We start from the raw sequence: 20,167 nt of genomic DNA, 5'->3' as shown, positions 1-20,167 counted from the left end.
CATTGGCAGGCATCTGAGGGATTTCAGGCTTGCCGAGTCGCCGTGCCGTGCGAGGGGGAAGGTCTCCCGCATTGGTGATGCAACAAGTCGCTCAGGCACCGCGGCCCCAATGCCCCTCGAAGTCGAATGACAGTTGCTTGTGGTGTTTGATGGAAAGCAGGAAAAGGGTATCTTCCGCTTGCATATACAGCACCAGATAGTGGCTCATCACGTATTCGCGCAAGCTGACCGACGAGGTGCCCGCCAGGGCATTCAGCCTGGTTTTCAGCGCATCGGCGGCGATGCAGGTCTCCGCTGAGCCGGTGGCGCGGCTGAAAAAGGGGCGACCCAGATCGGGGAACCGTTCCAGGTTGGGCAGCACCGTCCCGAGCAATTCCTCAATCAGTCCGTCGAATGCCTCAGGGGCTTGAGCCTCGGTCAGGAAATGTTCGATATCGGCCAGGTTCCGCTCGAAGTTGGCGGTGAGTTGGATGGCCACGCGGCGGGTCATGGCATGACAGCCGTATTCAAGCCGCCGCGCGTCGCTGTTGGATGGCGGTCAGCGCTGCGCGCGCATCTTGTGTACGCCCTGCCTTCACGTCCTCCAGGCCCTTGGAGGCTTCGTCAATCAGCAGCAGGTGGATGCGCTCGCGCTCTAGCCGGTGGTAGTAGTCCAGGCGTTGAGCGTCGATCATGGCGATATAGGCCTCGCCGTTTTTGGTGATGAGCTTTTCAGCGCCACGCCTGACATCCTCGGCCAGTTCCGAGAAGTGGGCACGGGCGTGCGACAAGGGGATCACGTCATTGACGGAGAGGGTCATGGGGCTTCTTTCAGACAAAGATAGTGCAAAATTTTGCACAACTTTAGCTATTTGTCCATGATCCTATCCACCATTCGGTCGCAAGACGCCCAGCCATCATGACTGGGGAAAGCATAAAAAGCCCGGCTCTAGGGCCGGGCTTTGGGGTGTTTCTCCGCCACCGCCTGCGCCGCTCAGGCGCGAGGCGAGGGGAGTGGCGAAAATCAGCGGAAGCTCAGTGACCAGGCGGCCAGCTTCTGGGCTTCGGCGTCGCTGACTTGCGGGTTGGCCGGCATGGGGATGGCGCCCCACACGCCGGAGCCACCTTTTTGGATCTTGGTGGCCAGCCGAGCCACGGCACCGGCGTCGCCCGCGTACTTGGCGGAGATGTCGCGGTAGGAGGGGCCCACCAGTTTCTTATCCACGGCGTGGCAGGCCATGCAGTTCTTGGCGCGTGCCAAGGCTTCGTCGGCCAGCGCGGGCATTGCGACCACGGTGCTGGCGGCCAAGATGAGGAGTGCGCGTTTCATGATGTCTTCCTTGGGTGAGAATGAGGGATGGGACGATGGAATTCTACCGGGGGTGTCCATGCTTTCCGGTGTGAAATTACCACTTGTTGCAATCGATACGGCCCGGGTTACAGGAGGTTGATGCGTCATGTATTTGTTGGTCTTGGGTTTGATTTTGATGGGCCTGAAGTGGGCCGGCGTGGCTCCGGTGACCGACTGGAGTTGGTGGTGGGTGCTGTCGCCGTTTGCCCTGGCGGCGCTGTGGTGGTGGATTGCCGATGCATCGGGCTACACCAGCCGCAAGGCCATGGAGAAAGAGGAGCGGCGCAAGAAGCAGCGCCAGGAGGAAAGCCGCGAGCGGCTCAAGGGGTTTCGTTCACGGCGTTTCTGATAGCCTGTCTGACCGCTGGGGCTTGGGCCAGCGCGGGAATTTTGAGGGGGATGCCGTGTCCATGCCTTCAATCGGGCGCGGCCAGGGCCGTGCTGGTGGGCGCATTGGAGGTTAAAAAAAACGGCCATGAACACCCTTCGCGTGGCAACGTACAACATCCACAAAGGCGTGCAGGGGCTGGGCCCCACGCGCCGGCTGGAAATTCATAACCTGGTGCATGCCGTCGAGCAGTTCGATGCCGACGTCGTCTGCCTGCAGGAAGTGCGCGGCGTCAACCGCCGCATGCAGCGGCTCTTTGCCCATTGGCCTGTCGAGGGGCAGGCCCATTTTCTGGCGCCCGAGGGCTACGAGGCGGTGTATCACACCAATGCGGTGACCCGGCATGGGGACCATGGCAACGCGTTGTTGACCCGCTGGCCGGTGCTGGCGCAGCAGCATCAGGACGTCTCCGATCACCGCTTCGAGCAGCGGGGGCTGCTGCATGTGACCGTGCAGGCGCACGAGCGCCCGCTGCATGTGGTGGTGGTGCATCTGGGCTTGATCCATGCCAGCCGCGAGCGGCAGGTGCAGGCGTTGCGGCGTTTCGTGGAAGCGCACGTGCCCGCCCAGGAGGCCCTGATCGTGGCGGGGGATTTCAACGACTGGGAAGCCCGCTTGCACCGGCCCATGGCCGAATTCGGGCTGCATACTTTCGAGGACATGCGCTTGCCCACCTTTCCGGCCCGTTTGCCGTTACTGAACCTGGACCGCATTTATGCCCGTGGCCTGCGCCCCATTCATGCCTATGTGCCGCACGGTAGGGCGTGGCGGCGCATGTCTGACCATCTTCCCTTGATCGCGGAGCTGGCGTGGGACTGAAGCCAACGATGCGGCCAGGGCACCGTCTGCGCCTGCTCGAAGGCGGCGCGGCCTTGTTTCCGGCGATGGTGCAGGCGATGGACAGGGCGCAGCGGCTCATCCATCTCGAAACTTACATTTTCGAGTTTGCCCATGACGCCTTGCAGGTGGCCGAGGCCCTGGAGCGGGCCGCGCTGCGCGGGGTGACGGTGCGCCTCGTGGTCGATGGCGTGGGCACGCCGGCGTTGCCGCCGCAGTGGGTGGCGCGTTTCAACCAGGCTGGGGTCCAGTGGCGCATTTATCAGCCGCTGGGGCGGCTTGGTCTGCTGATCCCGAGCCGCTGGCGGCGGTTGCATCGCAAGCTGTGCGTGGTCGATGGCCTCATCGGGTTTTGTGGCGGCATCAACCTCATCGATGACCGCGACGACATCGTGCTGGGCCGATTGGAGGCGCCCCGGCTGGATTTTTCCTTGCAAGTCAGCGGGCCGCTCGTGGCCGACATGCTCGACACCATGGAGCAGTTGTGGTGGCGCCTGCAGGCGTTGCGCGCGGCGCGCCAGCGCGAGTTTCGCGCGGCCTGGCACGCCTTGCTGGAGGGGCTGCCCTACATCGAGCCCTGGGCCTGGTGGGAGCCCGATGCGCAGCCGGGTTCGCGCGAGCAAGCCTTGCATGCGCACCAGGCCGATGCGGCGCTGCTGCTGCGTGACAACGTGCGCCACCGCCATGACATCGAGAAGGCTTACCTGAAGGCGATCGGCGAGGCGCGCGAGGAGGTGGTCATCGCCAATGCCTATTTCATTCCGGGGCGACGCCTGCGCCGGGCGCTCATCCTGGCGGTGCAGCGTGGCGTGCGGGTGCGCTTGCTGTTGCAAGGCAAGTACGAGCGCTTTTTGCAATATCACACCGCGCGCCCTGTGCATCTACGGCTGTTGCGAGAAGGGGTCGAAATCCACGAGTACGCCCCCAGCGCCTTGCACGCCAAGGTGGCGGTGGTCGATGGCCGCTGGGCGACGGTCGGCTCGACCAATCTGGACCCGCTGAGCCTGTTGCTGGCCCGAGAAGCCAACGTGGTGACGACCGACGCCGGTTTTGCCCGCCAGTTGCGCGACCATTTGGATCGCCTCATGCGGGAGCAGGGCAGGCGCTTGTGCCTGGAGCAGTTGCAGGCCCGGCCCTGGCACCAGCGCTGGCGCGACCGCATTGCGTTTGCCGTCATGCGGACCGTGCTGTTTCTCACCGGCCACCGTTACTGACCGGTGACTGCCCTTGCCGAGGTGGGCCGACATCCCCCCGCAGTCTGGGGGAATGCCGGCCTGACCGACGAGGGTGTTACCATGCCTGCATGCTGATGAAGACCCAAGACACCATGACCGACGTCCACCACGACGAGGGCACGCCCGTGTCCGTCAAGATCCGCGAGCGCATCCAGGCGGCGCGCAAGCGCTTTCATTCGAACGACAACATCGCCGATTTCATCCAACCCGGTGAGCTCGATGCCTTGCTCGACGAAGTGGCCCAGAAGATGCAGGCCGTGCTCGACAGCATGGTGATCGATACCGCCAACGACCACAACACCGAGGACACCGCCCGTCGCGTGGCCAAGATGTACCTCAAAGAGGTGTTTGCCGGACGGTATGTGAAGGCGCCGAGCATCACCGAATTTCCCAATGCCGAGCACCTCAATGAGCTGATGATCGTCGGGCCGATCACGGTGCGCAGTGCCTGCAGCCACCATTTTTGCCCCGTCATCGGCAAGATCTGGATTGGCATCATGCCCAACGAGCACACCAACGTGATCGGATTGAGCAAGTATGCCCGGCTCGCCGAGTGGGTGATGGGGCGGCCGCAGATCCAGGAGGAGGCCGTGGTGCAATTGGCCGACTTGATCCAGGAAAAGACCCAGCCTGACGGCCTGGCCATCGTGATGGAGGCCAGCCACTATTGCATGGCCTGGCGTGGCGTCAAGGACATGGACAGCAAGATGATCAATTCCGTGATGCGCGGCGTGTTCCTCAAAGACAGCAACCTGCGCCGCGAATTCCTCTCACTCATTCCACGAGGCAAGTAAGCCATGTTGGTTCGCCTTCTCTACGTCAGCCGTGCGGTGGAAAAGGACAGCACCGAGGCCATCGAATCGATCTTGGCAGCGGCACGCCACCACAATCTGCAAAACGGCATCACCGGCATCCTGTGCTATGGGGGCGGCATCTTCGTGCAGGCCATCGAAGGCGGGCGCCGCGCGGTCAACCAGCTCTACAACCACATCATCGAAGACCCGCGCCACACCGACATCGAACTCCTGCACTACGAGGAGATATCCGAGCGCCGTTTCGGTGGCTGGACCATGGGGCAGGTCAATCTGAGCAAGCTCAACACCTCCATCGTGCTGAAATATTCCGAGCGGCCGGAGTTCGATCCCTACAGCGTCTCGGGCAAGGTCTCGCTGGCGCTGCTGGAAGAGCTCATGGCCACGGCCAGCATCATCGGGCGGGCCTGACGGCGCTCACATGGCGGCGGGGTTGCCTGGGCTTTGGGGCTGCGATTTCACGAGCGCGCCGAGCCGGCGCAAGCCCATCGTGCTGGCGCAGGGGCGCTGGGAGGCCCGTGGGTCGGCGGCGCTGCTGGTGCTCGATGGGCTGCACCGCCTGGAGTCGCTGGACGCTTGGGCCGACTGGCTGCGGGCGCCAGGGCACTGGGTCGGCGGCTTCGACCTGCCTTTGGGCTTGCCCAGAGAACTGGTGCAGGCATTGGGCTGGCCGATCGAGTGGCTGGCCTGCATGCGCCACTATGCGTCGCTGCAGCGCGCCGAGATTCGCGAACGTTTCGCGGCGTTTTGCCGCTCCAGGCCGGTGGGGAGCAAGTTCGCGCATCGGGCCACCGATGGCCCCGCCGGTTCCAGCCCGAGCATGAAATGGGTGAATCCGCCCGTGGCTTTCATGTTGCATGCCGGCGTGGCGCGCTTGATCGATGCCGGCGTGAGCCTGCCCGGCCTGCACCCTGGCGACCCCTGCCGGGTGGCGCTGGAGGCTTACCCCGGACTGGTGGCCCGGGAAGTGCTGGGCTCGCGCAGCTACAAGAGCGATGACCGTTCGCGGCAGACGCCCGATCGGCTGCTGGCCCGCAAAGACCTGCTGCATGCGCTGGAGACGGGCCAGGCCGCGCCGCTGCATGCCATCGGGGCCCGGCTGAGGGTGTCCCCTGCGGGGCGCGAGGCCCTGATCGAAGATGCGCAGGGCGATGCCATCGATGCCGTGCTGTGCTTGGTGCAAGCGGCCTGGGGCTGGCGGCAGCATGCCTGTGGCCATCCGCGCTATGGGCTGCCGGCCTGTGATCCGCTGGAAGGTTGGATCGTGGGCGCTGGGGGATGGGCTGCCGCGTGATCAGGCCTGGCCGCAGACCGGGCAGCCGGGCGTGCGCGCGAGCCGCACGTCGTGAAAGGCGAGCTCGCGCCCATCGAGCATGAGCAGGCGGCCCACCATCTTCGACCCCATGCCCGAGAGCAATTTCAGGGCTTCGGCGGCCTGCATGGTGCCGATGATGCCGACCAGCGGCGCGAACACCCCCATGGTGGCGCAGCGCGTCTCCTCCAGCCCTTCGGTATCGGGGAAGACGCAGGCGTAGCACGGGGAAGAGGCGTCCCGGGGGTCGTACACCGACAGCTGGCCGTCAAAGCGGATGGCCGCGCCCGAAACCAGAGGCACCCGGTGGCGAACGCAGGCCCGGTTGACCGCATGGCGCGTGGCGAAGTTGTCGGTGCAGTCCAGCACCACATCGGCTTGGGGCACGAGGGCGTCCAGCGCAGCCGCATCGGCGCGTTGCAGCACCGTCTGAATCCGCACCTCCGGGTTGATGGCCTGCATGGCGGTGCGTGCCGAGACCGCCTTAGGCTGGCCGACGCGTTCCAAGTTGTGGGCAATCTGCCGTTGCAGGTTGGTGGTGTCCACCCGGTCATGATCCACCAGCGTGATGCGCCCCACGCCTGCGCTGGCCAGATACAGCGCCACCGGCGAGCCGAGGCCACCGGCGCCGATGACCAGCGCGTGCGAGGCCAGCAGCCGCTCCTGCCCTTCGATGCCGAGTTCGTCGAGCAGGATGTGCCGGGAATAGCGCAGCAGCTGTTCGTCGTTCAATTCTCGGCCTTGGGCTCGGTGCGTTCGGTGGCCGTGCGGCTGACGATCACGGGCTTGCCTTGCAACTGGTTGAGCGCCTGACGGAGCTGGAAGTCTTGGTCCGACCCAAACTCCGGCAGCAGGCGCTGGCCGGGGTTGCGGCGTTGTTCTTCCTCCAGACGCTGGCGGGCCTGTTCGCGCTCCTGCTCGCGCTGGCGCTCGGCGGCGCGTTCGGCTTCGCTGAGCTCGCGGCCGCTGTTGAGGCGGCTGTCCAGATCGGCTTCGCGGGTGCGCAGGGCTGAGAATAGGTTGCCCTCCGCGGTTTCGTCGAGCCACACGTCCGGTACGATGCCGCGTGCCTGGATGGTGCGCCCGCTGGGGGTGTAGTAGCGGGCGGTGGTCAGCTTCAGCCCCGTGTCCGGGCCCAGCGGCCGCACCGTCTGCACCGATCCCTTGCCAAATGTCTGGCTGCCCATGATCGTGGCGCGGCGATGGTCTTGCAGGGCGCCCGCCACGATCTCGCTGGCCGAGGCAGAGCCTTCATTGACCAGCACGACCAGCGGAATCCGCTTGAACAAGCCGTTGGTGTTTTCGGTCAGGCGGCGGATGGGGTCGGGCTGGCCTCGGCGCAGGTAGTAGCGCGGCGAAGCCAGGTACGTGGCGCGGCTTTCCGGCAATTGGCCGTTGGTGGTGACCACGACCACGTTCTCAGGCAGGAAGGCCGCCGACAAGGCCACCGCCGCATCCAGCAGGCCACCTGGGTCGTTGCGCAGATCCAGCACCAGCCCTTTGAGGTTGGGGTCTTCCTGGTAGATGGCTTCGAGCCGGCGAGCGAAGTCCTCGACCGTGCGCTCCTGGAACTGCGACACCCGCAACCAGGCGTAGCCGGGCTCGACGATGCGGCCGCGCACGCTCTGGGTGCGGATTTCCTGGCGCGTGATGGTCACCGGGAAAGTGCGGTTTTCATCGCGCCGGAAGATGGTCAGCGTCACGCGGGTGTTGGGCTCGCCGCGCATGCGCCGCACCGCTTCGTTGATCGTCAGCCCTTTGACCGGGGTTTCGTCGATCTTGGTGATGAGGTCGCCCGCCTTGAGGCCCGCGCGGAAGGCCGGCGAGTCCTCGATGGGGGAGACGACCTTGACCAGTCCGTCCTCCATGGTGATCTCGATGCCCACGCCGACGAAGCGGCCGCTCGTGCCCTCGCGGAATTCGCGAAAGCTCTTGGCATCGAAGTACTGGGAGTGAGGGTCCAGCGCGGACACCATGCCCGAGATGGCGTCGGTGATGAGCTTGCGGTCATCCACCGGCTCGACGTAATCGGTCTTGATCATGCCGAAGACGGCGGCCAGTTGTTGGAGCTCTTCCAGCGGCAGGGGCGACATGGCGCCCCGCGCCACCGCCTGCAACTGAACCGTGGTGAGGGCGCCCGCCAAGGCGCCGATCGCCACCCAACCTGCGATTTTCAATTTCTGGCCCATGTCTCAACCTTCGACCGGGTGCACCGGGATTGTTTGGCAATATACACCTTGGAGGAGGCCGGGCGGCTTCGGTTCCGCCAAGCCCGGCCGGGGATTCAGGCTTTGCCCTGGCTGGCCACGGCGGCCGCGGCCGCTTCGGCCGCTGCGGCATCGCCCAGGTAGTAGCGGCGCAGGGGCTTCATGGCGTCGTCGAACTCGTACACCAGCGGGATGCCATTGGGGATATTCAGGTGGACGATGTCGGCGTCGGAGATGCCGTCGAGGTGTTTGATGAGGGCGCGGATGGAATTGCCGTGCGCGGCGATGAGCACGCGCCGCCCCGAGCGGATGACCGGTACGAGGGTGCTTTCCCAATAGGGCACGACGCGGGCGACCGTGTCTTTCAAGCATTCGGTCAGCGGGATCTGCTGCGGCGCGAGATGGGCGTAGCGCCGGTCGTGGCGCTGGCCGCGCGGGTCGTCCGGCTCCAGCGCGGGCGGCGGGGTGTCATAGCTGCGGCGCCAGATCAGCACTTGCTCGTCGCCGTATTGCCGGGCCATGTCGGCTTTGTTCAGGCCCTGCAGCGCGCCATAGTGGCGCTCGTTGAGGCGGTAGTCTTTGACCACGGGCAGCCAGGTACGGTCCATTTCGTCGAGCACGTACCACAGCGTATGGATGGCGCGCTTGAGCACGCTGGTGTAGCACACGTCGAAATCCCACCCTTCGGCCTTGAGCAGCCGCCCGGCGGCAATCGCCTGGGAAATGCCGGTGGGCGTGAGGTCCACGTCGGTCCAGCCGGTGAAACGGTTTTCAAGGTTCCAGATGGATTCGCCGTGGCGAATGAGCACGAGTTTGAACATGGGAGACAAGGAAGTGGCGCAGTGCTGAAGGGGCAAATCCGTCATTCTAAAATACTGGGTTGTTCATCAAGGGGATACCGTGGATTTCATCGTTCAAAACTGGGTTCTGATACTGATTGCCGTGGTCTCGGGGGCGATGCTGCTGTGGCCGGCCATGACCAAAGGGGGCGGCGCCCACAGCCTCACGCCCACGCAGGCGGTGCAGTTGATCAACCGCGAAAAAGCCCTGGTCATCGACGTCTGCTCGCCCGAAGAATTCGCCGCCGGGCACTTGACCAACGCCAAGAACGTGCCGCTGGGCGAACTGGAAAACCGCTTGACGCAGGTGGCCAAGAACAAATCGGTGCCGCTGCTGATGGTCTGCGCTTCGGGCATTCGCTCCAAGCGGGCGGTGGCCACGGCGCAGAAGCTCGGCTACGAGAAGGCGTATTCCCTCGCGGGGGGCATGGGTGCATGGCGCGCGGCCGGCCTGCCGGTGCAAAAAGGGTGATCATCCGGCTAAGGAGGTGTCGCATGGCCCATGTGAAGATTTACAGCAGCGATTTCTGCCCCTACTGCCACCGCGCCAAGGCGTTGCTACAGGCCCGCGGCGTGACCGACTACGAAGAAATCGTCGTGGACGGCCGGCCAGAAGTGCGGGCGGCCATGGCGGCCTTGGCCGGGCGCACCAGCGTGCCGCAGATTTTCATCGACGGTCGCCACATCGGCGGCTGTGATGACCTGCATGCGCTCGACGCCCGTGGGGAACTGCTGCCCTTGCTGACATAATCGGTTGTTCCGAGTTTCTTGCCCGCTGCGAGAAGGCTCTCTCAGCGGGCTTGTTTTTACCTTTATCCATCATCATGGCCGACCAACTCACCCCCGTCTTCCAGATCCAGCGCGTCTACCTGAAAGAGGCTTCGCTGGAGCAGCCCAATTCCCCTGCGATCCTGCTGGAGCAGGAGCAGCCCAGCGTGGACATTCAGCTTGGCGTGGCCGCCGAGCCCGTGGCCGACGGCATTTTCGAGGTCAGCGTCACCTGCACCGTCCAGACCAAGATCAAGGACAAGACGGTGTTCCTCGTGGAGGCCAAGCAGGCCGGCATTTTCGAGCTGCGCAACCTGCCCCAGGAGCAGATGGGGCCGATCCTGGGGATTGCCTGCCCGCAGATCGTGTACCCCTATCTGCGTGGCAACGTGGCCGATCTGATCCAGCGCGGCGGCTTCCCGCCGGTGCACCTGGCCGAGATCAACTTCCAGGCGATGTACGAGCAGCAGCAGTTGCAAGACGCCGCGGCCGCTCAGGCCCCGGCTCAGTGATGCCGGGGGCCCCGCGCGATGAACATCACCGTGCTGGGGGCAGGCGCCTGGGGAACGGCGCTGGCCATCGCCGCAGCGGCCAGACCGGGCGCACCACACCGGGTGCGCTTGTGGGCACGGGACTCCGCCCAGGCCCAAGCCATGGCGGCAGAGCGGGAGAATCGGCGCTATCTGCCCGGCGCGGGGTTTCCGGCGGCGCTGTCGGTGCTGTCGGTCCCCGAAACCGCACTGGCGGCCAGCCTGGCAGACGAGACGCTCATCGTCATCGGCACGCCGATGGCCGCGCTGCGTGGCCTGTTGCACCGCTTGCGCGATCTGTCGGTGCCGGTGGTCTGGCTGTGCAAGGGGTTCGAACAGCCCCAGGAGGACGCCTCTGGCGTGCCTGTGGCCGGCTTGCTCGGGCATGAAATCTGTGCCCAGGTGGCGCCCGCCCTGCGCTGCGGCGTGCTCAGCGGCCCGAGCTTCGCCAAAGAGGTGGCGGCAGGCTGCCCGACGGCGCTGGTGGCCGCCAGCGCCGACCCGGCGGTGTGCGCACTCTTGGTCGAGGCTTTCCACGGCCATGCGCTGCGCGTCTACGCGAACGACGATGTGGTGGGCGTGGAAGTGGGCGGCGCGGTGAAAAACGTCATGGCCATCGCCACGGGTTTGTGCGATGGCCTGCAGCTGGGGCTCAATGCCCGCGCCGCCCTGATCACCCGCGGACTGGTCGAGATGGTGCGTCTGGGGCAGGCATTGGGGGCGCGGCCCGAAACGTTCATGGGCCTCAGCGGCCTGGGCGATTTGGTGCTCACGGCCACGGGTGATTTGAGCCGAAACCGGCAGGTCGGGCTTTTGCTGGCACAGGGTCTGACCTTGGAGCAGGCCGTGGCATCGCTCGGACATGTGGCCGAAGGCGTGTACAGCGCGCGCACCGTGGTGGCGCGGGCACGCAGCCTGGGGGTGGAGATGCCCATCGCCGAGGCCGTGGTGGCCCTGCTCGACGGACAACTTCGGCCGCAGGACGCCGTGGCCCGTCTCATGGGCCGAGATCCGGCCGTGGAAAGGCGCTAACGGCCTCCCCAGGCGGCCTCAGAATTCCCAGTTGTCGATCAGCCGGGTGCGGCCCAGGCGTGCGGCGCCCAGCGCCACCAGTCGGCCGGATTGCAGATCGGCGGCCGTCGGCGGTTGCAGGTCCTCGCGCCGGCGCACGGTCAGGTAGTCCACCTGCCAGCCGCGCTCGGCCAGCGCTTTCACGGCCCGTTGCTCGGCGGCTTGCCCGTCGCTGCCCGCGGCCAAGGTCTGGGCGGCGAGGGCTTGCAGCGCACGGGACAACTGCGCCGCTTCGATGCGTTCCTGCGGCGAGAGGTAGCCGTTGCGCGAACTCAGGGCCAAGCCGTCTTCGGCGCGGACGATTTCACCGCCATGGATGGTCACCGGCAGGGCGAACTGGCGCACCATCTGCCGGATCACCATGAGTTGCTGGTAATCCTTCTTCCCAAACACCGCATGACCGCCCTGCTTGGATTGGCCGAAGACGATCTGGAACAGCTTCATCACCACCGTGCTGACGCCCGTGAAGAAGCCGGGCCGGTAGTGGCCTTCGAGCATGTCGGCCAGCGCCGCGGGAGGCTGAACCTTGAAGCCCTGGGGCTCGGGGTAAAGTTCCTGCTCCGTCGGGGCAAAGACGACGTCGCAGCCTTCGGCGGCGAGCTTGTCGCAATCGGCCGCGAGCGTGCGCGGATAGGTGTCGAAATCCTCGTGCGGCAAAAACTGCAGGCGGTTGACGAAGATGCTGGCCACGGTCACGTCGCCCAGCGGCTTGGCCTGGCGCACCAGGGCCAAGTGACCGTCATGCAGGTTGCCCATGGTGGGCACGAATGCGGGCGCATCAAAGTGCGCCAGATGGCGCCTCAACTCGGCGATGGTGTGGATGACTTGCATGCGCTCACCAGGCGTGGACGGCGTTGTCCGGGAAGTGGCCTTCTTTGACGGCGCGCACATAAGCGGCCATCGCTTCGCGCACGCTCGGCGCGCCTTCCATGAAATTGCGCACGAATTTCGGGGTTTTGCCCAGGTGGATGCCCAGCATGTCGTGCATGACGAGCACCTGGCCGGCCGTGCCGTTGCCCGAGCCGATGCCGATGGTGTGGCAGCGGGGCAATTGCTGGGTCACTTCGCTGGCCAGGGCCGCAGGCACCATTTCCAGCACCAGCATGGCCGCGCCGGCGTCTTGCAGTTCGAGTGCGTCGCGCTTGAGGCGCAGTGCGTCGGCGTCGTTGCGGCCTTGCACGCGGTAGCCGCCCAGGGCATGGACGGTCTGCGGCGTCAGGCCCAGGTGGGCGCACACGGGGATGCCGCGTTCGACCAGAAAGCGCACGGTTTCGGTGGTCCAGCCGCCGCCTTCAAGCTTGATCATGTGCGCGCCGGCCCGCAGCAGGGCCGAGGCGCTGCGGATGGCCTGTTCCTTCGATTCCTGGTAGCTGCCAAAGGGCAGGTCGCCAATGACCCAGGCCGTGCCTTGCACCCGGCGCAAGCCGCGGGTGACGCTCTCGACGTGGTAGCACATGGTCTCCAGCGTCACGCCCACGGTGCTGCTGAGCCCTTGGCACACCATGCCCAGCGAGTCGCCCACCAGCAGGCACTCCACGCCGGCGCTGTCGGCCACCGCGGCAAAGGTGGCGTCGTACGCGGTGAGCATGGTGATTTTTTCGCCGCGCTCACGCATGTCTTGCAGGCGCGGCAGGCTCACGGGCTTGCGCTGTGGCAAGGGCGAAGCGGCTGGCAGGGTGCCGTAGGGGGTGCTGGCGGTGGTCTCGCTCATGGCAATGCGGTTCGGGAAAGTGGATGTTGCGCTGCAAAATCCACACTGAAAACACCGGAAGTCTAGTCGATCCGCCGAGGGTGGGCGGCGGACCCGCTATGCTTGCGGCCTTTGGCCCCCGTCTGACGGGGATGTTTCGGTGTGGGTGTGAAACGGTGATGAATGTTTCCGATGCATGGCCGGCGACCGATTGGGCCGCCGTGGTGCAAGCCGACGTGGCTCGCGCATTGGCCGAGGATGTGGGGTCGGGCGACCTGACGGCGGCGCTGATCGAGCCGCACCGCATGGCGCGGGCGCGCGTGCTGGCGCGGGAGTCGGCGGTGATTTGCGGCCGGCCGTGGGTGGAGGCGGCCATTCTGGCGCTGGATCCGCAGGCCCGATTGCATTGGCACGTGGCAGAAGGCCAGCATGGCCAGGCCAATGCGGTCGTGCTCGATATCGAGGGGCAGGCCCGGGCTTTGCTCAGCGCCGAGCGCACGGCGCTCAATTTTTTGCAGACCCTCAGCGCCGTGGCCACCAAGACGGCGCATTACGTGTCGCTGGTGGCGGGCACGCGGGCGCAGATTGTCGATACCCGCAAGACCTTGCCCGGCTTGCGGTTGGCGCAGAAGTATGCGGTGCGCGTCGGCGGTGGCCACAACCATCGCATGGGCCTGTATGACGCCGTGCTCATCAAGGAAAACCACATTGCCGCCGCCGGCGGCGTGACGGCGGTGCTGCAGCGCGTGCAGGCCAGCGCGCCGCAGGCCCGTTTCGTGCAGATCGAGGTGGAGACGCTGGCGCAACTCCAGGAAGCCCTGGACGCTGGCGCGCGGATGGTGTTGTTGGACAATATGGACTTGCCGACGTTGCGCCAGGCCGTGCAGTGCAATGCCGCCCATCCCCGCGGGCCAGCGGTGCTCGAAATTTCTGGTGGCGTCAATGAAAGCACGGTGCGGGCCTTGGCGGAAACCGGAGTGGACCGCATATCGATCGGCGCCTTGACGAAAGACGTCAAGGCCGTGGATTTTTCGATGCGCTTCGAGGCCCCTTGATGGGGGCTGGGCGCAGGCAGGACGGGCACGGATGGAACAGCTCATCGAAGTCGATTACGAACAACCCGCATGCGCCACGCGCCATGCCTGGGCGCGTGTGCCGCCCGAGCCCACGGCGCAGGAGCGCCAGGCGCTCAAGGCGCGCATCCGCCAGTTGCTCAAGCAGCGCGATGCGGTGATGGTGTCGCACTACTACGTGCACCCGGACCTGCAGGATTTGGCCGAAGAAACCGGCGGCATCGTCAGCGACAGCCTGGAGATGGCCCGGTTTGGCCGCGACCATCCCGCCCGGACCCTGGTGGTCAGCGGCGTGCGCTTCATGGGCGAGACGGCCAAAATCCTGTCGCCGGAAAAAACCGTGCTGATGCCCGACCTGGATGCCAACTGCTCGCTGGATCTGGGCTGCCCGGTTGACGAATTCAGCGCCTTTTGCGACCAGCACCCCGAGCGCACCGTCGTCGTCTATGCCAACACCAGCGCGGCGGTCAAAGCCCGGGCAGACTGGTTGGTCACGTCCAGCTGCGCGCTCGACATCGTGCGCGCGCTCAAGGCCAAAGGGCACAAAATCCTGTGGGCGCCCGACAAGCACCTGGGGGCCTACATCCAGCGCGAAACCGGGGCCGACATGCTGATGTGGCGCGGCTCCTGCATCGTGCACGACGAATTCAAAGCCTTCGAGCTTCAGGCCTTGATGCGCGAGCATCCCGACGCCAAGGTGCTGGTGCATCCCGAGAGCCCGGCCGACGTGGTGGCTTTGGCCGATGCCGTGGGTTCGACCAGCGCCATCCTGAAAGCGGCGCAGGCGATGGACGCGAAAACCTTCATCGTGGCCACCGACAAAGGCATGCTGCACAAGCTGCGCAGCCTCAATCCGGGCAAGGTGTTCATCGAGGCCCCCACCGCCGGCAACAGCGCGACCTGCAAAAGTTGCGCCCACTGCCCATGGATGGCGATGAACAGCCTGGCGGGCGTGGCCCATGTATTGGAGACCGGCGCCAATGAGATCCACGTCGATCCGGCGCTCATTCCCCGGGCCCGGCAGCCGATCGACCGAATGCTGGCCTTTACCGCGGCGCTCAAGGGCGGGCATGATGCCGGGGTCTTGGTGCCGCATCTGGGGGCGGCCTGAGCACTGGTCAAGAGGTGGGGGCCATCGCCGTGGCTCTCGGTGTCGCGGGGGGCCACGCCCCAGGTGTTTCGCCCCGACGGGTTGCAGGGGTGATGGGTTTTGCCCACAATCTTTTTCGATAGCACACCTGGCCGGGTCGCTGCGAAAGGAGATTGCCATGCCTCATTGTCTTGCTGGCGTCGCCGCCATCGGCGTCCCGCTGCTGGTGGCCGGTTTTGCCGCCTGGGGCCAGTCGTCGCCCCTGGACATGGAAGACGTTGCCCTGGAAGGGCAATTGCGCTTTCTGGCTCAGCGCCCCGACCCGCATGCCTACCGCTATGAAGCCGACGCCACCATCGACCGGCACAGCCTGCAGACCGGCGTCGTGACGCTGCGGACTTGCCACTGGCAGCTCGACCCCAACCGGCGCGTGGTCGTGGCGTTCAACCGCGAGCGGGTGCAGCACATCGAAATCCTCGAATTTTCAGGCGTGGGGCGTGCTTGGGTCGAAGGCCATCGGGTGGAATTGGCCGATGTGCAGCGCGGTGGGTACATCTGCATCGGCTTGCGCTCCCAGGCCTTGGAATCGACAGGGCAGGGGCGCTGGCGACTGCATGCCGGCCCATTGATGCGGCGCTACCTCGACGGCTATCTGCCGATGGATGCCAAACTCAGCCTCAAATGGCCGCCCGGGCTGCTGGCCGTCGAGCACACCCAGCCCGCGCCGCAGCCCGGCGTGCGTCTGACCGAGTCCGACGACGGCGCCACGCTGGACGTCACCTTCGCCGGGCGGATGTCGGCCACCTGGGCGCTCAGGTCCCCAGCGCATTGACGGGGCGGGCGAGCCGCCTGGGCGGCCTCAGCGCATTTGCGTGGGCACTTTGTCGCGCAGTTCCACCTGCTGGTTGCGCTCATTGACGAACACCAGCCGCGGCTTGTGCCGGGACAGGTGCTCCTCGTGCACTTGGGCAAATGCCGCGATGATGAGCAAATCGCCCACCTGCACCCGGCGCGCGGCCGAGCCGTTGACCGAAATCATGCCCGAGCCACGCTCGCCCTTGATGGCATAGGTGACGAAGCGCTCCCCGTTGTCGATGTTCCAGATGTGGATCTGTTCGTTTTCGCAGATGTTGGCGGCATCGAGCAGGTCTTCGTCGATGGCGCACGAGCCCTCATAGTGCAGTTCGGCGTGGGTGGCGGTGACGCGATGGATCTTGGACTTGAGCAGAGTGCGAAACATGGCGATGCTTGGAATCTGTGCTTGCGCTGAAACGCATACAATAGCAGGTTTGCCGCGCCGGCCTGCTGGTCGAGCGGGGCATGAATGGCCAGCGCGGGTGGCGAAATTGGTAGACGCACCAGGTTTAGGTCCTGACGCCAGCAATGGTGTGGGGGTTCGAGTCCCCCCCCGCGCACCAGCCAACCCTTCCGAACCGAATTCCCAGTGGCAGCGGCCCGCTGCCCTGTGCCCCTACAGGAGAAAACCATGGCAGTGAACGTCGAGACCCTGGACAAGCTGGAGCGCAAGATCACGCTCGAGTTGCCGGTGGATGTGATCCAGAAAGAAGTGGAGACCCGCCTCAAGCGCCTGCAGCGGCAGGTGAAGATGGACGGCTTCCGCCCGGGCAAGGTGCCGCTGAACGTCGTGGCCCAGCGCTATGGCTACTCGGTGCAGTACGAAGTCATGAACGACAAAGTGGGCGAGGCGTTCAATGCCGCCGCCCTGGAAGCCAAGCTGCGCATCGCCGGCACGCCCCGCATCAACGAGAAGGAAGGCGCCCCTGAAGGCAAGGTGGCTTTCGAAGCCATTTTCGAGGTCTATCCCGACGTCAAGATCGGCGATCTGTCCGAGGCCGAAGTCGAGAAGGTCTCTGCCGAAGTCAACGAGGCCGCCATCGACCGCACGCTCGACATTCTGCGCAAGCAGCGCCGCACCTTTGGTCAGCGCCCGGCCAGCGAGCCCGCTCAGGACGGCGACCGCGTGACCATCGACTTCGAAGGCAAGATCGACGGCGAGCCGTTCGAAGGCGGCAAGGCTACTGGCTTCCAGTTCCTGGTGGGCGAAGGCCAGATGCTCAAGGAGTTCGAGGACGCCGTGCGCGGCATGAAGGCCGGCGAGAGCAAGACCTTCCCGCTGAACTTCCCCGAGGACTACCACGGCAAGGAAGTGGCCGGCAAGCAGGCCGATTTTCTGGTCACGGTCAGCAAGGTGGAGGCTGCGCACCTGCCTGAAGTGGACGAGGCTTTCGTGAAGTCGCTGGGCATTGCCGAAGGCACGGTCGAGGCATTGCGTGCCGACATCAAGAAAAACCTGGAGCGCGAAGTCAAGTTCCGCGTGCAGGCCCGCAACAAGGCCGCCGTCATGGACGCGCTCGTGGCCAAGGCCGAACTGGACCTGCCCAAGGCCAGCGTGGAGGCCGAGGTGCAGCGCCTCATCGAAGGCGCCCGTGCCGACCTCAAGCAGCGCGGCATCAAGGACGCCGACAAGGCCCCGATTCCGGCCGAACTGTTCCAGCAGCAGGCCGAGCGGCGCGTGCGCCTGGGTCTGGTGGTGGCCGAGCTGGTCAATGCCAACGGCCTGCATGCCAAGCCCGAGCAGATCGATGCCCACATCAACGAACTGGCCGCTTCTTACGAAAGCCCGGCCGACGTGGTGCGCTGGTACAAGAGCGACAACCGCCGCCTGGCCGAGATCGAAGCCATCGTGATCGAAAACAACGTGACCGAGTTCGTGCTGGGCAAAGCCAAGGTCACCGAAAAGACGCTCAGCTTCGAGGAGCTGATGGGGCAGGCCTGATCCAGACCGGTGCCGGGGCGCGCTGGCGTCTCTGGCGCTGCAGCAGGCAGGGCGGAGTTTTCCGCCCTTTTTTGTCGGTGGCCGGGGCGCGGGTGCCCGCTGCGGCCTCGTGGCCTTGCCGCATTGGTTACAGTAGCGGTGTTCAGCCTTTCTCTAATGGAGCACAACGAATGAGCGCATTGGACGCACAAAACCTGGGCCTGGTGCCCATGGTGATCGAGCAATCGGGTCGTGGCGAGCGCGCCTACGACATCTATTCCCGCTTGCTCAAGGAGCGCGTGGTTTTCCTGGTGGGGCCGGTCAATGACCAGACAGCCAACCTCGTGGTGGCGCAGTTGCTGTTCCTGGAGAGCGAAAACCCCGACAAAGACATTTCGCTCTACATCAACTCCCCCGGCGGGTCGGTCAGTGCCGGCATGGCCATTTTCGACACGATGAACTTCATCAAGCCCGACGTCTCCACCCTGTGCATGGGCATGGCGGCCAGCATGGGGGCCTTCTTGTTGGCAGCCGGCGCCAAGGGCAAGCGCTTTGCGCTGCCCAATTCCCGCGTGATGATTCACCAGCCGCTCGGCGGTGCCCAAGGGCAAGCCACCGACATCGAAATCCACGCCCGTGAGATTCTGCGCCTGCGTGCCGACCTCAACCGCATCCTGAGCGAGCGCACCGGTCAGCCGCTGGAAAAAATCGAGCGCGACACCGAGCGCGACTACTTCATGTCGGCCAGCGAGGCCGCTGAATACGGTCTGGTGGACAAGGTGATCGACAAGCGCGGCGCCTGAGCCGCACCGGTTGGCCTGGCGTATCATCCTCCACAGATCCTTTCCCCCTTTTCGAGACTGCAGCAAGGCATTCCCTCATGGCCGATAAAAAAGGCGCCCACAGCGAAAAAACCCTGTACTGCTCCTTCTGCGGCAAGAGTCAGCACGAGGTCAAGAAACTCATCGCCGGCCCCTCGGTGTTCATCTGTGACGAGTGCATCGACCTGTGCAACGACATCATCCGCGATGAGCTGCCGCCGTCCACCATGGGCCGGCAGGCACAGGGCGAGGCCCTGCCGACGCCGCTGGAAATCAAGCAGCACCTGGACAACTACGTCATTGGTCAGGAGGCCGCCAAGAAGACGCTGTCCGTGGCGGTCTACAATCACTACAAGCGCCTGCGGCACAAAGACCACGCCCAGAAAGACGACGTGGAGCTCGCCAAGAGCAACATCCTGCTGATCGGCCCCACCGGCTCGGGCAAGACGCTGCTGGCTTCCACCTTGGCGCGCATGCTCGACGTGCCCTTCGTGATGGCCGACGCCACCACGCTGACCGAAGCCGGCTACGTGGGCGAGGACGTGGAAAACATCATCGCCAAGCTGCTGCAGACCTGCAATTACGATCCCGAAAAGGCGCAGCAGGGCATCGTCTACATCGACGAAATCGACAAGATCACCCGCAAGTCTGAAAACCCCTCCATCACCCGAGACGTTTCGGGCGAAGGGGTCCAGCAGGCGTTGCTCAAGCTCATCGAAGGCACGATTGCCTCGGTGCCTCCGCAGGGTGGGCGCAAGCACCCCAACCAGGACATGCTGCAGGTGGACACCTCCAACATCCTGTTCATCTGTGGCGGTGCGTTCGCTGGCCTGGAAAAGATCATCGAGAACCGCACCGAGGCCTCGGGCATCGGGTTTGGCGCCGCGGTCAAGAGCAAGCAGCAGCGCAGCCTGACTGAGGTGTTTGCCGAAGTCGAGCCGGACGATCTGGTGCGCTACGGACTGATTCCTGAACTGGTGGGGCGTCTGCCGGTGGTCACCGCCCTGGCCGAACTGGGCGAAGACGCGCTCGTAGACATCCTGACCGAGCCCAAGAATGCCGTGGTCAAGCAATTTGCCCAATTGCTGCGCATGGAGGGGGTGGAACTGGAGGTGCGGCCAGCGGCGCTGCGCGCCATTGCGCGCAAGGCGCTCAAGCGCAAGACCGGTGCCCGTGGGCTGCGCTCCATTCTGGAGCAAGCGCTGATGGACACGATGTTTGAACTGCCCAGCATCCGCAATGTCGAAAAAGTGGTCGTGGACGAGTCCACGATCGAGGAAGGCAAGCCGCCTTTGCTGGTGTACCGCGAAGCGGCTCGCCAGGCCTGACTGGCGCGGCGGCCGGGCCGCCCCCAACCACAGGGTGGACGGGTTGAAGTGACCGACTTC

At 65.2% G+C, this 20,167-nt stretch carries 25 protein-coding genes and 1 tRNA gene; 17 read left to right on the top strand and 9 right to left on the bottom strand.

Going from position 1 to position 20,167, the window contains the following annotated elements; translation table 11 throughout:
- Nucleotides 1–91: 91 nt before the first annotated feature.
- The 3 genes from DFR43_RS02460 to DFR43_RS02450 all read right to left on the bottom strand — a co-directional run bounded on the left by DFR43_RS02460 (nucleotide 92) and on the right by DFR43_RS02450 (nucleotide 1,309).
- Nucleotides 92–490, bottom strand: coding sequence for a type II toxin-antitoxin system RelE/ParE family toxin (locus DFR43_RS02460; RefSeq protein WP_133595778.1), 399 nt, complete (start codon nucleotides 488–490; stop codon nucleotides 92–94).
- A gap of 16 nt (nucleotides 491–506) precedes the next feature.
- Nucleotides 507–800 carry a type II toxin-antitoxin system Phd/YefM family antitoxin gene (locus DFR43_RS02455; RefSeq protein WP_133595777.1) on the bottom strand — a complete coding sequence of 98 codons (294 nt, stop codon included), beginning with the start codon at nucleotides 798–800 and terminating at the stop codon, nucleotides 507–509.
- A gap of 203 nt (nucleotides 801–1,003) precedes the next feature.
- Nucleotides 1,004–1,309, bottom strand: a complete 306-nt coding sequence (locus tag DFR43_RS02450) for a c-type cytochrome (RefSeq protein ID WP_133595776.1) — start codon at nucleotides 1,307–1,309, stop codon at nucleotides 1,004–1,006.
- Nucleotides 1,310–1,436: 127 nt separating this feature from the next.
- On the opposite strand from DFR43_RS02450, the gene DFR43_RS02445 reads away from it, so the two are divergent.
- The 6 genes from DFR43_RS02445 (at nucleotide 1,437) to DFR43_RS02420 (ending at nucleotide 5,896) form a co-directional block, all read left to right on the top strand.
- Entirely contained in the window at nucleotides 1,437–1,679 is a 243-nt protein-coding gene (locus DFR43_RS02445) for a TIGR04438 family Trp-rich protein (protein WP_133595775.1), read from the top strand.
- Nucleotides 1,680–1,805: 126 nt separating this feature from the next.
- Nucleotides 1,806–2,537, top strand: a complete 732-nt coding sequence (locus DFR43_RS02440) for an endonuclease/exonuclease/phosphatase family protein (RefSeq protein WP_133595774.1) — start codon at nucleotides 1,806–1,808, stop codon at nucleotides 2,535–2,537.
- The gene (gene clsB, locus DFR43_RS02435) at nucleotides 2,528–3,769 is read left to right on the top strand and encodes a cardiolipin synthase ClsB (RefSeq protein WP_342776089.1); all 1,242 of its coding nucleotides are present in this window, start codon (nucleotides 2,528–2,530) and stop codon (nucleotides 3,767–3,769) included. The genes DFR43_RS02440 and clsB overlap by 10 nt, the downstream gene beginning before the upstream one ends.
- A gap of 89 nt (nucleotides 3,770–3,858) precedes the next feature.
- Complete coding sequence (gene folE / locus DFR43_RS02430) at nucleotides 3,859–4,584, top strand: GTP cyclohydrolase I (RefSeq protein WP_133595773.1); 726 nt, start codon at nucleotides 3,859–3,861, stop codon at nucleotides 4,582–4,584.
- A 3-nt stretch (nucleotides 4,585–4,587) separates the two neighbouring features.
- Nucleotides 4,588–5,013, top strand: a complete 426-nt coding sequence (locus DFR43_RS02425) for a BLUF domain-containing protein (protein ID WP_133595772.1) — start codon at nucleotides 4,588–4,590, stop codon at nucleotides 5,011–5,013.
- 10 nt (nucleotides 5,014–5,023) lie between these two features.
- Complete coding sequence (locus DFR43_RS02420) at nucleotides 5,024–5,896, top strand: DUF429 domain-containing protein (RefSeq protein WP_133595771.1); 873 nt, start codon at nucleotides 5,024–5,026, stop codon at nucleotides 5,894–5,896.
- Here DFR43_RS02420 and DFR43_RS02415 read toward each other — a convergent pair whose 3' ends face one another.
- The 3 genes from DFR43_RS02415 to gpmA form a co-directional block, all read right to left on the bottom strand.
- A complete protein-coding gene (locus DFR43_RS02415; protein WP_133595770.1) occupies nucleotides 5,897–6,646 on the bottom strand; it encodes a HesA/MoeB/ThiF family protein in 750 nt (249 codons plus the stop codon).
- Nucleotides 6,643–8,103 carry a S41 family peptidase gene (locus DFR43_RS02410; protein WP_133595769.1) on the bottom strand — a complete coding sequence of 487 codons (1,461 nt, stop codon included), beginning with the start codon at nucleotides 8,101–8,103 and terminating at the stop codon, nucleotides 6,643–6,645. The genes DFR43_RS02415 and DFR43_RS02410 overlap by 4 nt, the downstream gene beginning before the upstream one ends.
- A 95-nt stretch (nucleotides 8,104–8,198) precedes the next feature.
- A complete protein-coding gene (gpmA, locus tag DFR43_RS02405; RefSeq protein ID WP_133595864.1) occupies nucleotides 8,199–8,942 on the bottom strand; it encodes a 2,3-diphosphoglycerate-dependent phosphoglycerate mutase in 744 nt (247 codons plus the stop codon).
- Nucleotides 8,943–9,021: 79 nt separating this feature from the next.
- Between gpmA and DFR43_RS02400 the strand changes: the two genes are divergently transcribed.
- The 4 genes from DFR43_RS02400 to DFR43_RS02385 all read left to right on the top strand — a co-directional run bounded on the left by DFR43_RS02400 (nucleotide 9,022) and on the right by DFR43_RS02385 (nucleotide 11,290).
- Nucleotides 9,022–9,432 (top strand): rhodanese-like domain-containing protein, encoded by a 411-nt coding sequence (locus DFR43_RS02400; protein WP_133595768.1) that lies wholly within the window; start codon nucleotides 9,022–9,024, stop codon nucleotides 9,430–9,432.
- A 23-nt stretch (nucleotides 9,433–9,455) separates the two neighbouring features.
- A complete protein-coding gene (grxC, locus tag DFR43_RS02395) occupies nucleotides 9,456–9,710 on the top strand; it encodes a glutaredoxin 3 (protein WP_133595767.1) in 255 nt (84 codons plus the stop codon).
- A gap of 74 nt (nucleotides 9,711–9,784) precedes the next feature.
- The gene (gene secB, locus DFR43_RS02390; protein WP_133595766.1) at nucleotides 9,785–10,240 is read left to right on the top strand and encodes a protein-export chaperone SecB; all 456 of its coding nucleotides are present in this window, start codon (nucleotides 9,785–9,787) and stop codon (nucleotides 10,238–10,240) included.
- Between the two features lie 18 nt (nucleotides 10,241–10,258).
- Nucleotides 10,259–11,290: an NAD(P)H-dependent glycerol-3-phosphate dehydrogenase gene (locus tag DFR43_RS02385; RefSeq protein ID WP_133595765.1), complete on the top strand. Its 1,032-nt coding sequence runs from the start codon at nucleotides 10,259–10,261 to the stop codon at nucleotides 11,288–11,290.
- Nucleotides 11,291–11,308: 18 nt separating this feature from the next.
- Here the strand turns inward: DFR43_RS02385 and panC are convergent, their stop codons facing one another.
- Together panC and panB are read right to left on the bottom strand one after the other, a co-directional pair.
- Complete coding sequence (gene panC / locus DFR43_RS02380; protein WP_133595764.1) at nucleotides 11,309–12,160, bottom strand: pantoate--beta-alanine ligase; 852 nt, start codon at nucleotides 12,158–12,160, stop codon at nucleotides 11,309–11,311.
- Between the two features lie 4 nt (nucleotides 12,161–12,164).
- Nucleotides 12,165–13,040 carry a 3-methyl-2-oxobutanoate hydroxymethyltransferase gene (panB, locus tag DFR43_RS02375; RefSeq protein ID WP_133595763.1) on the bottom strand — a complete coding sequence of 292 codons (876 nt, stop codon included), beginning with the start codon at nucleotides 13,038–13,040 and terminating at the stop codon, nucleotides 12,165–12,167.
- Nucleotides 13,041–13,198: 158 nt separating this feature from the next.
- Here panB and nadC point away from each other — a divergent pair, with 158 nt between their 5' ends.
- From nadC to DFR43_RS02360, 3 genes are all read left to right on the top strand, one after another.
- A complete protein-coding gene (nadC, locus tag DFR43_RS02370) occupies nucleotides 13,199–14,074 on the top strand; it encodes a carboxylating nicotinate-nucleotide diphosphorylase (protein ID WP_133595762.1) in 876 nt (291 codons plus the stop codon).
- Between the two features lie 31 nt (nucleotides 14,075–14,105).
- Nucleotides 14,106–15,203 (top strand): quinolinate synthase NadA, encoded by a 1,098-nt coding sequence (gene nadA / locus DFR43_RS02365; protein ID WP_133595761.1) that lies wholly within the window; start codon nucleotides 14,106–14,108, stop codon nucleotides 15,201–15,203.
- A 157-nt stretch (nucleotides 15,204–15,360) separates the two neighbouring features.
- Nucleotides 15,361–16,014 carry a hypothetical protein gene (locus DFR43_RS02360; protein ID WP_133595760.1) on the top strand — a complete coding sequence of 218 codons (654 nt, stop codon included), beginning with the start codon at nucleotides 15,361–15,363 and terminating at the stop codon, nucleotides 16,012–16,014.
- 27 nt (nucleotides 16,015–16,041) lie between these two features.
- On the opposite strand, the gene panD is transcribed toward DFR43_RS02360, so the two are convergent.
- On the bottom strand, nucleotides 16,042–16,422 hold the full coding sequence (gene panD, locus DFR43_RS02355; RefSeq protein WP_133595759.1) for an aspartate 1-decarboxylase: 381 nt from the start codon (nucleotides 16,420–16,422) through the stop codon (nucleotides 16,042–16,044).
- A 91-nt stretch (nucleotides 16,423–16,513) separates the two neighbouring features.
- On the opposite strand from panD, the gene DFR43_RS02350 reads away from it, so the two are divergent.
- The 4 genes from DFR43_RS02350 (at nucleotide 16,514) to clpX (ending at nucleotide 20,107) form a co-directional block, all read left to right on the top strand.
- Nucleotides 16,514–16,600 (top strand) — tRNA-Leu (locus DFR43_RS02350).
- A 68-nt stretch (nucleotides 16,601–16,668) separates the two neighbouring features.
- Nucleotides 16,669–17,979 (top strand): trigger factor, encoded by a 1,311-nt coding sequence (gene tig / locus DFR43_RS02345; RefSeq protein ID WP_133595758.1) that lies wholly within the window; start codon nucleotides 16,669–16,671, stop codon nucleotides 17,977–17,979.
- Nucleotides 17,980–18,149: 170 nt separating this feature from the next.
- The gene (gene clpP, locus DFR43_RS02340) at nucleotides 18,150–18,761 is read left to right on the top strand and encodes an ATP-dependent Clp endopeptidase proteolytic subunit ClpP (protein ID WP_133595757.1); all 612 of its coding nucleotides are present in this window, start codon (nucleotides 18,150–18,152) and stop codon (nucleotides 18,759–18,761) included.
- Between the two features lie 77 nt (nucleotides 18,762–18,838).
- Nucleotides 18,839–20,107, top strand: a complete 1,269-nt coding sequence (clpX, locus tag DFR43_RS02335; RefSeq protein ID WP_133595756.1) for an ATP-dependent Clp protease ATP-binding subunit ClpX — start codon at nucleotides 18,839–18,841, stop codon at nucleotides 20,105–20,107.
- Nucleotides 20,108–20,167: the final 60 nt, after the last annotated feature.

This window comes from Tepidicella xavieri, from assembly GCF_004363315.1.
Lineage (GTDB): Bacteria > Pseudomonadota > Gammaproteobacteria > Burkholderiales > Burkholderiaceae_C > Tepidicella > Tepidicella xavieri.
Note: the sequence above shows the minus strand (reverse complement) of the source record. Positions and strands in the feature narration are given on the sequence as shown.

Bases quoted from the DNA above. Each gene is read 5' to 3' on its own strand.
- DFR43_RS02460 (WP_133595778.1), bottom strand. From the start codon at position 490: ATGACCCGCCGCGTGGCCATCCAACTCACCGCCAACTTCGAGCGGAAC.
- DFR43_RS02455 (WP_133595777.1), bottom strand. From the start codon at position 800: ATGACCCTCTCCGTCAATGACGTGATCCCCTTGTCGCACGCCCGTGCC.
- DFR43_RS02450 (WP_133595776.1), bottom strand. From the start codon at position 1,309: ATGAAACGCGCACTCCTCATCTTGGCCGCCAGCACCGTGGTCGCAATG.
- DFR43_RS02445 (WP_133595775.1), top strand. From the start codon at position 1,437: ATGTATTTGTTGGTCTTGGGTTTGATTTTGATGGGCCTGAAGTGGGCC.
- DFR43_RS02440 (WP_133595774.1), top strand. From the start codon at position 1,806: ATGAACACCCTTCGCGTGGCAACGTACAACATCCACAAAGGCGTGCAG.
- folE (WP_133595773.1), top strand. From the start codon at position 3,859: ATGCTGATGAAGACCCAAGACACCATGACCGACGTCCACCACGACGAG.
- DFR43_RS02425 (WP_133595772.1), top strand. From the start codon at position 4,588: ATGTTGGTTCGCCTTCTCTACGTCAGCCGTGCGGTGGAAAAGGACAGC.
- DFR43_RS02420 (WP_133595771.1), top strand. From the start codon at position 5,024: ATGGCGGCGGGGTTGCCTGGGCTTTGGGGCTGCGATTTCACGAGCGCG.
- DFR43_RS02410 (WP_133595769.1), bottom strand. From the start codon at position 8,103: ATGGGCCAGAAATTGAAAATCGCAGGTTGGGTGGCGATCGGCGCCTTG.
- gpmA (WP_133595864.1), bottom strand. From the start codon at position 8,942: ATGTTCAAACTCGTGCTCATTCGCCACGGCGAATCCATCTGGAACCTT.
- grxC (WP_133595767.1), top strand. From the start codon at position 9,456: ATGGCCCATGTGAAGATTTACAGCAGCGATTTCTGCCCCTACTGCCAC.
- secB (WP_133595766.1), top strand. From the start codon at position 9,785: ATGGCCGACCAACTCACCCCCGTCTTCCAGATCCAGCGCGTCTACCTG.
- DFR43_RS02385 (WP_133595765.1), top strand. From the start codon at position 10,259: ATGAACATCACCGTGCTGGGGGCAGGCGCCTGGGGAACGGCGCTGGCC.
- panC (WP_133595764.1), bottom strand. From the start codon at position 12,160: ATGCAAGTCATCCACACCATCGCCGAGTTGAGGCGCCATCTGGCGCAC.
- panB (WP_133595763.1), bottom strand. From the start codon at position 13,040: ATGAGCGAGACCACCGCCAGCACCCCCTACGGCACCCTGCCAGCCGCT.
- nadC (WP_133595762.1), top strand. From the start codon at position 13,199: ATGAATGTTTCCGATGCATGGCCGGCGACCGATTGGGCCGCCGTGGTG.
- nadA (WP_133595761.1), top strand. From the start codon at position 14,106: ATGGAACAGCTCATCGAAGTCGATTACGAACAACCCGCATGCGCCACG.
- DFR43_RS02360 (WP_133595760.1), top strand. From the start codon at position 15,361: ATGCCTCATTGTCTTGCTGGCGTCGCCGCCATCGGCGTCCCGCTGCTG.
- panD (WP_133595759.1), bottom strand. From the start codon at position 16,422: ATGTTTCGCACTCTGCTCAAGTCCAAGATCCATCGCGTCACCGCCACC.
- tig (WP_133595758.1), top strand. From the start codon at position 16,669: ATGGCAGTGAACGTCGAGACCCTGGACAAGCTGGAGCGCAAGATCACG.
- clpP (WP_133595757.1), top strand. From the start codon at position 18,150: ATGAGCGCATTGGACGCACAAAACCTGGGCCTGGTGCCCATGGTGATC.
- clpX (WP_133595756.1), top strand. From the start codon at position 18,839: ATGGCCGATAAAAAAGGCGCCCACAGCGAAAAAACCCTGTACTGCTCC.